This is a genomic window from Micromonospora coerulea (genome assembly GCF_016598485.1).
GTDB lineage: Bacteria > Actinomycetota > Actinomycetes > Mycobacteriales > Micromonosporaceae > Micromonospora > Micromonospora coerulea.
Genome location: NZ_JAEMUW010000016.1, coordinates 94,899 through 108,404 on the forward strand (window position 1 = coordinate 94,899; position 13,506 = coordinate 108,404).

Here is a 13,506-nt window from a genome sequence, read left to right on the forward strand (position 1 = left end):
GGCCTATTCCGGACGGTGGATGGGTCCGGCCAGCTCCGCCAGCGGTCTCCCCGTCCCGCCCCAGCGGCCGGCGACGATCTGCGCCGCCACACTCACCGCGGTCTCCTCCGGCGTGCGCCCGCCGAGGTCCAGCCCGATCGGCGCGGCGAGCCGGTCGAGCTGCGCCACGCTGACGCCCGCCTCCCGGAGCTGCTTGCGCCGCTCGTCGTGGGTACGCCGGGAGCCCATCGCCCCCACGAACGCCAGTGGGTGCCGCAGCGCCAGGGCGAGCACCGGCACGTCGAACTTCGGATCGTGGGTGAGCACGCAGACCGCGGTCCGCGCATCCACGCGGCCGGCCTCCAGCTCCGCCCGCAGGTACCGGTGCGGCCAGTCCACCACCACCTCGTCCGCCTCGGGAAACCGCCGGGCGGTGGCGAAGACCGGTCGCGCGTCGCAGACGGTCACCCGGTAACCGAGGAACGCGCCGATCCGGGCGACTGCGGCGGCGAAGTCGATGGCCCCGAAGACGATCATCCGGGGCGGCGTGGCGTACGTCGCCACGAAGAGGCTGAGGCCGCTGCCGCGCCGCTGCCCGTCGTAGCCGTAGCGGAGCACCGCGCCGCGGCCGGCGGCGAGCAACCCGAGTGCGTCGGCGGCGGCAGCGGCGTCCAACCGCTCCCCGCCCAGCGTGCCGCTCGTCCCGTCCTCGGTCAGCACCAGCCGCCGGCCGAGCCGGCCCGCCGGGTCGACCGGTTCCGCCAGCGCCGGTGGATCGCCCGCGTCGGCCGCGACGCAGGTGACCACGGCTACCGGCCGGCCGGCGCGCCGCGCGGCGGCGACTGCCCCCAGCTCCGGGAAGCCCGCCGGGTCGACCCGCTCCAGGAACACGTCGAGCTCCCCGCCGCAGGTGAGGCCGACCGCGTACGCGTCGTCGTCGCTGACCGCGTAGCGAACGAGCTCCGGGGTTCCGGTGTCGAGGACGGCGCGCGCCCGCTCGTACAGGTCGGCCTCGACGCAGCCGCCGGAGACACTGCCGGTGACCGTGCCGTCGGCCGCGACCAGCATCGCGGCGCCGGACGGTTGCGGCGCGGACCGCCGGGTGGCCACGACGGTGGCCAGCGCCACCGGCTCGCCACCCCGCCAACGTCGGTGCAGTTCGTCGAACACGTCCGGCACCCGTCCCGCCTCTCCGTCCGGTCGACGCGCCGCCGGCTGACGGCCGGCGCGGGGAAACGGGGCGGCCAGCTGGGCCACCCCGGCACGCCGCGGCCGGTACGCCAGCGGCACCAAGTCCGACGATCTGTCCTTTCCAGAGCATTCCGAAATATATGTTCGCTTCAGACACGAGGGGGTGCGAGTTGGTGAAGTCGTACCAGGCGATCCGGACCACCCCGGCCCCGGACAGCGCGGTGGTCCGGGGTCCGGGCGAGGTGGAGGTCCGCCTGCGGGTGAACGGGGCGACCCGGACCATGTCGGTCGAGCCGCGGGTCAGCCTGCTCGACGCCCTCCGGGACCGGCTCGAGCTGACCGGCACGAAGAAGGGCTGCAACCAGGGCGCCTGCGGGGCCTGCACGGTCTGGGTGGACCGGCGGCGGGTGCTGGCCTGCCTGACGCTCGCGATCAGCTGCGAGAACCGCGAGGTGGCCACCATCGAGGGGCTGGCCGATGGGGACACGCTGCACCCGATGCAGCAGGCGTTCCTCGACGCGGACGCGCTCCAGTGCGGCTACTGCACGCCGGGGCAGATCATGTCCGCGGTGGCGCTGCTGGCCGAGGGACATGCCGGCGACGACATCGAGATCCGGGAGTGGATGAGCGGCAACGTCTGCCGCTGCGCCGCGTACCCGCACATCCGCGCGGCGATCCGCCGGGTCCGCGACGAGAAGGGCAGCGGCGATGCGGCCCGTTAGCTACTCCCGGGTCGCCGACGTCGGCACCGCGATCGGCACCGTCAGCGCCGATCCGGAGAGCGCCTTCCTGGCCGGCGGCACCACCCAGGTCGACCTGATGCGGATCTACGTCGAGCAGCCGCACCGCCTGGTCGACATTAGCGACCTGCCGCTGAACCAGGTCGAGGAGCTGCCCGGCGGCGGGCTGCGGCTCGGCGGGCTGGCGCGGATGAGCGACGTGGCGCAGGAGCCGGCGGTGGTCCGGCGCTACCCGATGGTCGCCGAGGCGCTGCTGCTCGGCGCCTCCCCGCAGCTGCGCAACATGGCCACCGTCGCCGGCAACCTGATGCAGCGGGTGCGGTGCAGCTACTTCCGGGACGTGGCGGCCGGCTGCAACAAGCGGACCCCGGGCACCGGGTGCAGCGCGCTGGACGGGGTCAACCGCGGGCACGCGGTGCTCGGCACCAGCGACTGCTGCATCGCCACCCACCCCTCCGACGTCGCCGTTGCCCTGGTCGCGCTGGACGCGGTGGTGCAGACCGAGGGACCGGCCGGGCGGCGCAGCATCCCGATCGACGACTTCTTCCTGCTCCCGGGGCAGACCCCGGAACAGGAGCATCCGCTGACCCACGGCGAACTGGTGACCGGCATCGACCTGCCACCGCTGCCGGTGGCGGCCACCTCCCGGTACGTCAAGATCCGGGACCGCGAGTCGTACGAGTTCGCGCTCGCCTCGGTGGCGGTGGCCATGTCGGTGGCCGGCGGCCGGATCGCGGAGATCCGGCTGGCGCTGGGCGGGGTGGCCACCAAGCCGTGGCGGGCCCGGGCGGCCGAGCGGGTGCTCGACGGCGCCCCGGCCACCATCGAGGCGTTCACCCGCGCCGCGGAGGCGGAGCTGGCGCCGGCGGTGCCGCACGGCATGAACGCCTTCAAGATCGAGCTGGCCCGGCGGACCATGGTCCGGGCTCTGGAGGAGATGGCGCAGCGGGAGGGGACGGCATGAGCCCGGCGATCGGCGGCACCCTCAACCGGGTGGACGGCCGCTTCAAGGTACGCGGCGAGTCGCGCTACTCGGCCGAGGTGCCGGTGACCAACCTGGCGCACGCGGTGATCGTGAACGCGAAGATCGCCAGCGGCCGGATCACCGCGATCGACACCAGCGAGGCCGAGCGGGCCGAGGGCGTGCTGGCCGTGCTCACCCACCTCAACCTGGGCCGGGTCGCCACCGTGCCGCGGCTGCTCCCCTCGCTGGCCGGGCTGGCCGCGCCGGGGCAGACCTTCTTTCCGATGCAGGACGACCTCGTCCACTACGGCGGCCAGCCGGTCGCCGTAGTGGTCGCCGACACCATCGAACGCGCCGACCACGCCGGCACCCTGATCCGGATCGAGTACGAGACCACGCCCGCCACCACCCTGCTCGACCAGGCCCGCGACCGGGCGTACGTGCCGGAGCGGATCTTCGGCGGCCTGCTGCCCGGGCACTCGTCCCGGGGCGACGTGGCCAAGGCGCTGGCCGAGGCGGAGGTGTGCGTGGACGCCACCTACCGGTTCGCGCCCAACCACCACAACCCGATCGAGCCGTCGGCCAGCACCGCCGTCTGGGAGGACGTGGACCGGCTGACCGTCTACGACTCCACCCAGGGACCGAACGCCGTCCAGTTCACCCTCGCCGAGCTGCTCGGCCGGCCACCCATCTCGATCCGGGTGGTGAGCCACGCGGTGGGCGGCAGCTTCGGCTCCAAGGCGATGGTCTGGCACCATCCGGCACTGGCCGCGCTCGCCGCCCGGCACGTGGGCCGGCCGGTGCGGCTGGTGCTCAGCCGGGAACAGATGTTCACCTCCTGCGGGCACCGCGAGGAGCAGGAGCAGCAGATCACCCTCGGCGCCCGCGCCGACGGCCGGATCACCGCCCTGCGCCACCACAAGCTCTCCCTCACCTCGCCCTTCGACGACTGGGCGGAACCGTCGTTGCAGAGCCCGTCGGTGGCGTACACCAGCCCCCACTACGAGGGCGTCTACCACCTGGTCCGGGGCAACACCATCACCCCCACGTTCACGCGGGCCCCCGGCGAGGCGACCGGAATGTTCGCGCTGGAGTGCGCGATGGACGAGCTGGCCGAGCGGATCGGGATCGACCCGCTGGAGCTGCGGCTGCGCAACTACTCGGCGACCGACCCGGAGAGCGGCAAGCCGTGGTCCAGCAGCGGGCTGACGGAGTGCTACCAGCGGGCGGCCGAGCTGTTCGGCTGGCGCGACCGGGATCCACGGCCCCGGTCCCGGCGGGACGGGCAGTGGCTGATCGGCAGCGGCATGGCCAGCGCGCTCTACCCGGTGACCCAGCCGGTGAACCCGCAGCGCTCCCGCGCCCGGCTCTACAACGACGGCACCGCGGTGATCGAGGCCGGCGTGTCCGAGTTCGGCACGGGCGTGTTCACCGCGATGACCCAGGTCGCCGCGGACGGGCTCGGCATCCCGGTGGAACGGGTGCGTTTCGTCGGGGGCAGCAGCGATCTGCCGAACGTCACCGCCGCGGTGGGCTCGGCCGGCACCAGCGCGGTCGGCTCCGCCGTACACCTGGCGGCGACCCAGCTGCGCGACGAGCTGATCCGGCGCGCGGTGGCCGACGACCACTCGCCGCTGCGCGACGCCGACCCGGCAAACGTGGAGGTCCACGACGGCAAGATGGTGCTCCGCGACCGCCCCGACGTCGGCGAGACGTATGCGGACCTGATGCACCGCACCTTCGTCCCCGACGTGGAGGTGCTCGGCACCTGGAACCCGCCGCCGCAGGACGTCGGGTACGGGGTGCACACCTTCGGCGCGCAGCTGGCCGAGGTCGCGGTGGACGCCGATCTCGGCGTGGTCCGGGTACGCCGGATGGTCGGCGTGTTCGCGCCGGGCCGGGTACTCAACCGCAAGACCGCGCACAGCCAGCTCATGGGCGGCATGCTCTGGGGGCTGGGCCAGGCGCTGCTGGAGGCCACCCGGATGGACCCGCGGCTGGGCCGCTGGGCCAACGCCAGCCTCGGCGACTACCTGGTCCCGGTCAACGCGGACGCGCCGGACGTGGTGGTCGACACCATCGAGGTGCACGACGAGGTGGTCAACCCGCTGGGGATGAAGGGCGTCGGCGAGATCGGTGTGGTGGGCGCGGCCGCCGCCATCGCCAACGCCGTCTACCACGCCACCGGGCGGCGCCAGTACGAGCTGCCGATCACGCTGGAGAAGCTGCTCTGAGCACCGGTTGGCACATCCGGCCCCCGAGGTCCCGCTGAACGATCAAGAGGTTCGCGCCCCGCCGGAGCCGCCTCCGCCAGACGCGAACCTCTTGACCAACAGCGGCGGGCCGGAGGCGGCCCGACGGTCAGCGCACCATGCTGCCGACCACCGGCTTGGTGAGCAGGGCGGACTGGTTGCGCTGGATGCCCGGGTCGAGGGTCTTGGCGACGAAGATGGCGTGCCAGATGCAGAAGATCAGCACCGTCCACACCTTGCGGGAGTGGTCGGCCTCCTCCCGCTTGTGCTCGTCCAGCAGCCGCAGCGCGTACGACAGGTCGAGCAGGTCGCCGGCGCCCGAGGTGGACAGGATGTGCCGGGCCCACTCGTACATCTCGCCGCGCAGCCAGACGCGGGTCGGAGTCGGGAAGCCGAGCTTCTTGCGGTTCACGATGGCCGGCGGGACCACGCCCTGCAGCGCCTGGCGCATCGCGTACTTGGTGGCGTCGGAGCGCGGCGGGAGCTTCAGGTCCACCGGGATGCCGGCCGCGACGTTGAACACCTCCCGGTCGAGGAAGGGCACCCGCACCTCCAGCGAGTGCGCCATCGAGATCCGGTCGGCCTTGACCAGGATGTCGCCGCGCAGCCAGGTGTAGAGATCGACGTACTGCATCTTGGTGACGTCGTCCAGCTCGGTGCACTCCGCGTAGATCGGCGCGGTGACGTCGGTGTAGCGGACCGAGGGGTCGTAGCGGCGCAGCAGGTGCTGCTTCTCCTCCTCGGTGAACATCCGGGCGTTGCCGTAGTAGCGCTGCTCGATCGGGGTGGTGCCGCGCTCCAGGAAGCTCTTGCCCTTGACGCCCTGCGGGATGGCCTTGGAGACCGCCCGCAGCCCCTTCTGCATGCCGCCGGGCAGGCCGTTGACCGCGCCGAGGGAGAGCGGCTCCCGGTAGATCGTGTAACCGCCGAAGAACTCGTCCGCGCCCTCGCCGGAGAGGACCACGGTGACGTGCTCGGCGGCCTTCTTCGCCACGAAGTAGAGCGGCACCAGCGCCGGGTCGGCCACCGGGTCGTCCAGGTGCCAGACGATCTTCGGCAGCGCGTCGATCATGTCCTGTGGCCCGATCTTGGTCGGGATGGTGGTCACGTCGAGGTGCCGGGCCGAGTCCTGGGCGACGTCGATCTCGGAGTAGCCCGGGACGTCGTAGCCGACGGTGAAGGTGAGGATGTTCGGGTTGAACTCGCGGGCCAGCGCGACCACCGCGGTGGAGTCGATGCCGCTGGAGAGGAACGAGCCGACCGGCACGTCCGAGCGCATGTGCATCCGGACGCTCTCCCGCAGCGTCTCCCGGATCTCGTGGTAGAGCTTCTGCTCGTCGGAGACCGGCGCGGGCCGGAACACCGGGCGGTACCACCGGCGCACCTCGATCCGGCCGCCCGGCGTCCAGGTCAGGTACTCCCCCGACCCGATCCGGTTGATCCCCTGGTGCAGGGTGCCCGGCTCCGGGACGTACTGGAGGGTCAGGTAGTGGCTCAGGTTGGCCGTGTCGATCCCGGCGTCGCCCTGATACGCGGACTGGGCGAACGGCAGCAGCGCCTTCTTCTCGGAGGCGAGGTAGAGCCCGTCGGCGGTCTCCAGGTAGTGCAGCGGCTTGATGCCGAAGTAGTCCCGGGCGCCGAACGCGCGCCGCTCCTGCCGGTCCCAGATGACGAAGGCGAACATGCCCCGCAGCCGGGTGAGCACCTGCTCGCCCCAGTAGTGGTAGCCGGCGACGATCACCTCACCGTCGCCGTTGGTGGCGAACTGGGCGCCGAAGTCCCGGATCAGCTCGTCCCGCAGCTCGATGTAGTTGTAGATCTCGCCGTTGAAGGTGAGCAGGTAGCGACCGCCCGCGTAGGGCAGCGGCTCGTGGCTGAGCGCCACGTCGATGATCGCCAGGCGCTTGTGCGCGAACACCCCGTCCGCGTACCGGCCGGAGGCGTCGCCGACCACCTCGACCCCGGTCTCGTCCGGGCCGCGGTGGTGCAGGCACTCCAGTGCTCCGGCGATGTTGTCGCGGTGGGCGGCGGCGTCGCCGCGCGCGCTGAAGAAGGCCAGGAGTCCGCACATGGTGGTCATCTTCCCACGCAGCCCATTCGGACGTTGCGGCACCGCTGGCTCTGCCCCTCCCCACGCGGCCGGAGCGGCCGTCGCGGCACCGCAGGCTCTTCCCGTCCCGGTCCGCACGGTACGGTCTGGACCAGCGACGAGGCGCAAGGAGGCGGATCATGGCCGAGGAGCGGGCGCAGCAGAGCAAGCCGGCGGACGGTACGGAATCACACGACCCGGACTTCCCCGAGGCGTTCCTGGCGTTCATGCGGCAGGGTTGGCGGGACACCGAACTGCCGGTGGGCCCCCGGCCGGAGGTGCCGAACTACGCCAAGCGGCGGGCCGCGCTCTCCGCGGCCTTCCCCGGCGAGACGCTGGTCATCCCCACCGGTGGGGAGAAGGTACGCGCCAACGACACCGACCACCCGTTCCGGCCGGGCAGCGACTTCGCCTACCTGACCGGCGACCACGACCCGGACAGTGTGCTGGTGCTCCGCCCGAACGGCTCCGGGCACGACGCCACGCTGTTCATGCGGCCCCGGTCGTCCCGGAAGACCGACGAGTTCTTCCGCAGCCGGCACGGCGAGCTCTGGGTGGGCCGGCGGCACACCCTCGGCGAGAAGTCGACCGAGCTGGGGCTGCCGACCGCCGACCTGACCGAGCTGGACGCGACGCTGGCCAACTGCGCGCCGGGGCGGACGCGGGTGCTGCGCGGCTTCGACGCCCGGGTGGACACGGCCGTACGCCCGTACGACGGCGCGCGCGCCGAGGGCCAGCCGGCCCGCGACCGGGAGCTGGCCATCGCCATCTCCGAGTTGAAGCTGGTCAAGGACGAGTGGGAGATCGCCCAGCTCCAGGAGGCGTGCGACGCCACCGTACGCGGCTTCGAGGACGTGGCCCGGGCGCTGCCGGCCGACCGGAGCGTCTCCGAGCGGCTGCTGGAGGGGATCTTCGCGCTGCGGGCCCGGCACGACGGCAACGAGGTCGGCTACAACTCGATCGTCGGCGGCGGCGAGCACGCCACGATCCTCCACTGGGTGCACAACCACGGCGCCACCCGACCGGGTGAGCTGCTGCTGATGGACATGGGCGTGGAGAACCGCCACCTCTACACCGCAGACGTGACCCGGGTGCTGCCGGTCGACGGACGGTTCACCCCGCTGCAGCGCCAGGTGTACGACGCCGTCCACGCCGCACAGCAGGCCGGCATCGACATCATCAAGCCGGGCGTGGCGTTCCGGGACGTGCACCTGACCGCCATGCGGGTGCTCGCCGAGGCGCTCAAGGATCTCGGGCTGCTGCCGGTGAGCGTGGACGAGGCGATGGATCCGGCGTCGACGGTCTACCGCCGGTGGACCCTGCACGGCACCAGCCACATGCTCGGCATCGACGTACACGACTGCGCCAACGCCCGCAAGGAGACCTACCGCGACGGGCCGCTGGGCGAGGGCTACGTGCTGACCGTCGAGCCCGGCCTGTACTTCCAGCCGGAGGACGAGCTGGTCCCCGAGGAGCTGCGCGGAATCGGCGTGCGGATCGAGGACGACATCCTGGTCACCGCCGCCGGGGCGGTGAACCTGTCGGCCGGCCTGCCGCGCGCTTCCCACGAGGTGGAGACCTGGCTGGCCGAGCAGCGCGAGGCGGGTCCGCGCCTGCCTGGCTAAATCCGGAGGTACGACCACCGCGGCGGGCCCCGCCGCCGGCGTCTGCGACGTTTCCGTCGTTACGGCACCGGTGGCGGGGCCCGCCGCTCCTTGTATTGCTCAGGGCTCCCTTTGGCTGCTGCCCCCGCCTCACGTCGAACGCCCCGATGTGAGGAGAATGCGGGGTTTTCTCGGATACGTCCGCCAAGTGAGGATCGTTCTCATACGGTGTCCATCAGAAGCTGCAACCGATTTGTAGCTGCTCGACCCGCCTGAGGCGGTCCGAACACATTTGGTAGCAGGAAGGGCGGAAGGCTCTGATGTCCAACGACGTAACGACTTCCGACGGCGGGTCCCCGATGACCCCGCCGACGAACAGGCGGCGGGCGCTCTGGGTCGCCACCGGCGTGGCCGGGCTGACCGGCGTCGTCGGTCTGGCGGCGCTGGGTGGTCTCGCCGCTCGTGACGACAAGTCCGACGATCCCAAGCGCGCGTCGGAGAACCACGTGGCCGCGCCGCAGAACGCGAGCGACAGCGGCAAGGCCGACGCGAAGTCCGATGAGAAGTCCGACGAGGCGGGTGCCGGCGACGAGTCCGACCGGGACCAGGACGGCCGCGACGGCAAGGACCGGGACGACGACCGGGACCACGGGAGGGTCCGTGAGGTGCCCTGTGACGAAGAGGAGCTGGTCGAGGCCGTCGACCTGGCCAACCGGGACCACGGCGGCACGTTGAAGCTGGCTCGGGACTGCACGTACGAGCTGGACTTCTCCGACAAGAAGTCGGGTACGGGCCTGCCGACGATCAGGCAGGAAATCACCATCAAGGGCAACGACTCGACGATCAAGCGGGACTCCGAGGACGCCTTCCGGATCTTCCGCGTCGCCGACGGCGGTGACCTGACCCTGAAGGACCTCACCGTCAAGGGCGGCAACGCCGCCGAGTTCAAGTACGGGTCAGACGGACCCGGCGGACCGGGCGGACCCGGCGGGCCGAGCGTGCCGGGCGCGGCGGGCGGAATGAGCGCGCCGGGCGCGCCAGGTGGCCCCGGCGGGCCGAGTGGACCTGGCGGGCCAAGCGGGCCCGGCGGTCCCGGTGGACCGGGCGGTCCCGGTGGGCCGGGTGGTCCCGGTGGGCCGGGTGGGCCTGGTGGGCCCGGCGGTCCCGGTGGGCCTGGTCATAACGACAAGGACGACAAGGAAGGCGAGGCGGACGGCGGCGCGATCCTGGTCGAGCGTGGCGGCAGCGCGCACCTGGAGAAGGTGAAGCTGACCGGCAACAACGCCGAAGGCAACGGTGGCGCCATCGCCAACTTCGGCCGGGTCGACGTCGAGGACAGCAAGATCGAGAACAACCACGCCCGAGAGAACGGCGGCGGCATCTTCAACGTCGGCATCCTCACGGTCAAGGAATCCCACATCGCCAACAACACCGCCGGCAAGAACGGCGGCGGCATCGCCAACGGCAAGGGCAAAGACAAGGACAAGGACAAGGACAAGGGCGAGCACGGCCCGCACCGGGTGAACGGCCGCGACAAGGCCGGCAGCGTGGAGATCTTCAAGACCTCCATCGAGGGCAACCAGGCCGGCGAGAACGGCGGCGGCCTGTTCAGCTCCGGCGGGTTCGTCAAGATCGTCATGTCGACCATCAAGGAGAACACCGCCTGCAAGAACGGCGGCGGCATCTACGCCCGCGACACCAACCTCGACCTCGACAAGGTCCTCGTCGCCAAGAACCACGCCGACAAGGACGGCGGCGGCATCTACAACACCGGCGGCGAGGACAAGAAGAAGGACGGCCAGGACAAGAAGAACGGCCAGGACTGGAACAAGGACAAGGACAGGGACGAGGACAAGGACAGGGACAGGGACAAGGCCACCGCCACCGTCTCCGACAGCAAGATCGTCGACAACACCGCCGGACGCTTCGGCGGCGGCATCTTCAACGGCGACCCCGACGTCGAGCTCAAGGACGGCTTCGAGGACCACTCCGACAGCAACGACGGCAAGGACGACGGCAAGGACGACGGCAGGGACGGCAAGGGCGACAACGCGACCCTGATCCTGCGGGACACCGAAATCAAGGGCAACACCGCCCTCAACGGCGGCGGCATCTTCAACAACAAGGGCACGGTCATCCTGACCGACACCCGCGTCACCAAGAACACCGCCACCGACTCGTCCAAGACCCACCGCGTCGCCGGCGGCATCCTCAACAACGACGGCAAGGTCAAGCTCGACGACAAGTCCACCGTCACCGACAACGACCCGACCAACTGCGCCGGCACCGTCGAAGACTGCTTCAACTGAACCACCACATAACCGAGGGGGTCCCTTTCCGCCGCCGGGCGGCGGAAAGGGGCTCCCCTCCCCCGCGTCGCTCACCGCGTGGTACGCCCGTGCGCGTCACCAATGCGGGCTGCCGGAAGCGGCCGCGCGCTTTCCGCCCTCCACGATGCTCTTCGCTACCCGTGACACCGCTGCCGCACCCCCGTCCGCCGTGCTGTCGGCTGCACCGCCCACATACCTAATGTGGGCTTTCTTCGTATACGCCCACGAGGCGAAGAAGATTCCCATACGGTGTTGTTCAGCAGCTACAACCGATTTGTAGCGAAGGCCGCCTCGCTGTGGCGAAGCGACCTTGTCAGGTACAAGGAGAGGGCAGAGAGCTCCGATGTCCAACTACCTTCGCAATAACGATGACGCCAGTCGTGGCACGACCTCCCCGATCCGTCGTCGCCGGCTCTGGCTCGCCACCGGCGTCGTGGGCCTGACGGGAGCGGTCAGCCTCGCGGGTGTGGCCTACGCGACGACCGGGGCCACCGGCCCCCACCGGCTCACCGACCTGAAGTGGTCAACCGCCCAGCAGGTCAGCGACGACAACAAGGGCGAGCAGCGCGACGAGGACCGGAACGGTCGGGACGGCAAGGACCGCGACGAGCAGGGCAGGGACGACCGGGACCGGGACCGGGACGACGACCGGGACCACGGGAGGGTCCGTGAGGTGCCCTGTGACGAAGAGGAGCTGGTCGAGGCCGTCGACCTGGCCAACCGGGACCACGGCGGCACGTTGAAGCTGGCTCGGGACTGCACGTACGAGCTGGACTTCTCCGACAAGAAGTCGGGTACGGGCCTGCCGACGATCAGGCAGGAAATCACCATCAAGGGCAACGACTCGACGATCAAGCGGGACTCCGAGGACGCCTTCCGGATCTTCCGCGTCGCCGACGGCGGTGACCTGACCCTGAAGGACCTCACCGTCAAGGGCGGCAACGCCGCCGAGTTCAAGTACGGGTCAGACGGACCCGGCGGACCGGGCGGACCCGGCGGGCCGAGCGTGCCGGGCGCGGCGGGCGGAATGAGCGCGCCGGGCGCGCCAGGTGGCCCCGGCGGGCCGAGTGGACCTGGCGGGCCAAGCGGGCCCGGCGGTCCCGGTGGACCGGGCGGTCCCGGTGGGCCGGGTGGTCCCGGTGGGCCGGGTGGGCCTGGTGGGCCCGGCGGTCCCGGTGGGCCTGGTCATAACGACAAGGACGACAAGGAAGGCGAGGCGGACGGCGGCGCGATCCTGGTCGAGCGTGGCGGCAGCGCGCACCTGGAGAAGGTGAAGCTGACCGGCAACAACGCCGAAGGCAACGGTGGCGCCATCGCCAACTTCGGCCGGGTCGACGTCGAGGACAGCAAGATCGAGAACAACCACGCCCGAGAGAACGGCGGCGGCATCTTCAACGTCGGCATCCTCACGGTCAAGGAATCCCACATCGCCAACAACACCGCCGGCAAGAACGGCGGCGGCATCGCCAACGGCAAGGGCAAAGACAAGGACAAGGACAAGGACAAGGGCGAGCACGGCCCGCACCGGGTGAACGGCCGCGACAAGGCCGGCAGCGTGGAGATCTTCAAGACCTCCATCGAGGGCAACCAGGCCGGCGAGAACGGCGGCGGCCTGTTCAGCTCCGGCGGGTTCGTCAAGATCGTCATGTCGACCATCAAGGAGAACACCGCCTGCAAGAACGGCGGCGGCATCTACGCCCGCGACACCAACCTCGACCTCGACAAGGTCCTCGTCGCCAAGAACCACGCCGACAAGGACGGCGGCGGCATCTACAACACCGGCGGCGAGGACAAGAATAAGGACGGCCAGGACAAGAAGAACGGCCAGGACTGGAACAAGGACAAGGACGAGGACAAGGACAAGGACAGGGACAGGGACAGGGACAGGGACAAGGCCACCGCCACCGTCTCCGACAGCAAGATCGTCGACAACACCGCCGGACGCTTCGGCGGCGGCATCTTCAACGGCGACCCCGACGTCAAGATCGAGGACGGCTACGAGGACAAGCGCGACGGCGAGGACGACAACGCCACCCTGACGCTGCGGGACACCGAGATCAAGGGCAACACCGCCCTCAACGGCGGCGGCATCTTCAACAACAAGGGCACGGTCACCCTGACCAACACCCGCGTCACCAAGAACACCGCCACCGACTCGTCCAAGAACCACCGCGTCGCCGGCGGCATCCTCAACAACGAAGGCACGGTCACGCTCGACGACAAGTCCACCGTCACCGACAACGACCCGACCAACTGTGCCGGGACCGTCGAGGACTGCTTCAACTGACCGACGGTCAGCGGACGCAGCCAGCCACAGTCCGGCCCCCTGCCACCTCGGTGGCAGGGGGCCGGACCGT

Annotated in this window: 8 protein-coding genes; 6 read left to right on the plus strand and 2 right to left on the minus strand. The window is 70.8% G+C overall.

From position 1 onward, the window contains the following. Window positions 1–3 precede the first annotated feature (3 nt). Entirely contained in the window at window positions 4–1,158 is a 1,155-nt protein-coding gene (locus I8N68_RS20870) for an XdhC family protein (protein ID WP_200212594.1), read from the minus strand. A 233-nt stretch (window positions 1,159–1,391) separates the two neighbouring features. Here I8N68_RS20870 and I8N68_RS20875 point away from each other — a divergent pair, with 233 nt between their 5' ends. The 3 genes from I8N68_RS20875 to I8N68_RS20885 are packed head-to-tail and all read left to right on the plus strand — an operon-like array spanning window position 1,392 to window position 5,108. Further along, entirely contained in the window at window positions 1,392–1,892 is a 501-nt protein-coding gene (locus I8N68_RS20875; RefSeq protein WP_372433784.1) for a (2Fe-2S)-binding protein, read from the plus strand. Continuing rightward, the gene (locus tag I8N68_RS20880) at window positions 1,879–2,874 is read left to right on the plus strand and encodes an FAD binding domain-containing protein (RefSeq protein ID WP_200212596.1); all 996 of its coding nucleotides are present in this window, start codon (window positions 1,879–1,881) and stop codon (window positions 2,872–2,874) included. The genes I8N68_RS20875 and I8N68_RS20880 overlap by 14 nt, the downstream gene beginning before the upstream one ends. Then, window positions 2,871–5,108: a xanthine dehydrogenase family protein molybdopterin-binding subunit gene (locus I8N68_RS20885; RefSeq protein WP_200212597.1), complete on the plus strand. Its 2,238-nt coding sequence runs from the start codon at window positions 2,871–2,873 to the stop codon at window positions 5,106–5,108. The genes I8N68_RS20880 and I8N68_RS20885 overlap by 4 nt, the downstream gene beginning before the upstream one ends. Window positions 5,109–5,235: 127 nt before the next feature. Here the strand turns inward: I8N68_RS20885 and asnB are convergent, their stop codons facing one another. Then, window positions 5,236–7,197, minus strand: a complete 1,962-nt coding sequence (gene asnB / locus I8N68_RS20890) for an asparagine synthase (glutamine-hydrolyzing) (protein WP_200212599.1) — start codon at window positions 7,195–7,197, stop codon at window positions 5,236–5,238. A gap of 158 nt (window positions 7,198–7,355) precedes the next feature. Between asnB and I8N68_RS20895 the strand changes: the two genes are divergently transcribed. The 3 genes from I8N68_RS20895 to I8N68_RS33670 all read left to right on the plus strand — a co-directional run bounded on the left by I8N68_RS20895 (window position 7,356) and on the right by I8N68_RS33670 (window position 13,436). Further along, window positions 7,356–8,840: an aminopeptidase P family protein gene (locus I8N68_RS20895; protein ID WP_200212601.1), complete on the plus strand. Its 1,485-nt coding sequence runs from the start codon at window positions 7,356–7,358 to the stop codon at window positions 8,838–8,840. 299 nt (window positions 8,841–9,139) lie between these two features. After that, window positions 9,140–11,128, plus strand: coding sequence for a hypothetical protein (locus I8N68_RS33665; RefSeq protein ID WP_267909629.1), 1,989 nt, complete (start codon window positions 9,140–9,142; stop codon window positions 11,126–11,128). A 487-nt stretch (window positions 11,129–11,615) separates the two neighbouring features. Further along, window positions 11,616–13,436 (plus strand): hypothetical protein, encoded by a 1,821-nt coding sequence (locus tag I8N68_RS33670; RefSeq protein ID WP_307812903.1) that lies wholly within the window; start codon window positions 11,616–11,618, stop codon window positions 13,434–13,436. The last annotated feature ends 70 nt before the right edge of the window (window positions 13,437–13,506 follow it).

Excerpts from the sequence above, each read along its gene's own strand:
- asnB (WP_200212599.1), bottom strand. The coding sequence starts at position 7,197 with ATGTGCGGACTCCTGGCCTTCTTCAGCGCGCGCGGCGACGCCGCCGCC.
- I8N68_RS20880 (WP_200212596.1), top strand. The coding sequence starts at position 1,879 with ATGCGGCCCGTTAGCTACTCCCGGGTCGCCGACGTCGGCACCGCGATC.
- I8N68_RS33665 (WP_267909629.1), top strand. The coding sequence starts at position 9,140 with ATGTCCAACGACGTAACGACTTCCGACGGCGGGTCCCCGATGACCCCG.
- I8N68_RS20885 (WP_200212597.1), top strand. The coding sequence starts at position 2,871 with ATGAGCCCGGCGATCGGCGGCACCCTCAACCGGGTGGACGGCCGCTTC.
- I8N68_RS20895 (WP_200212601.1), top strand. The coding sequence starts at position 7,356 with ATGGCCGAGGAGCGGGCGCAGCAGAGCAAGCCGGCGGACGGTACGGAA.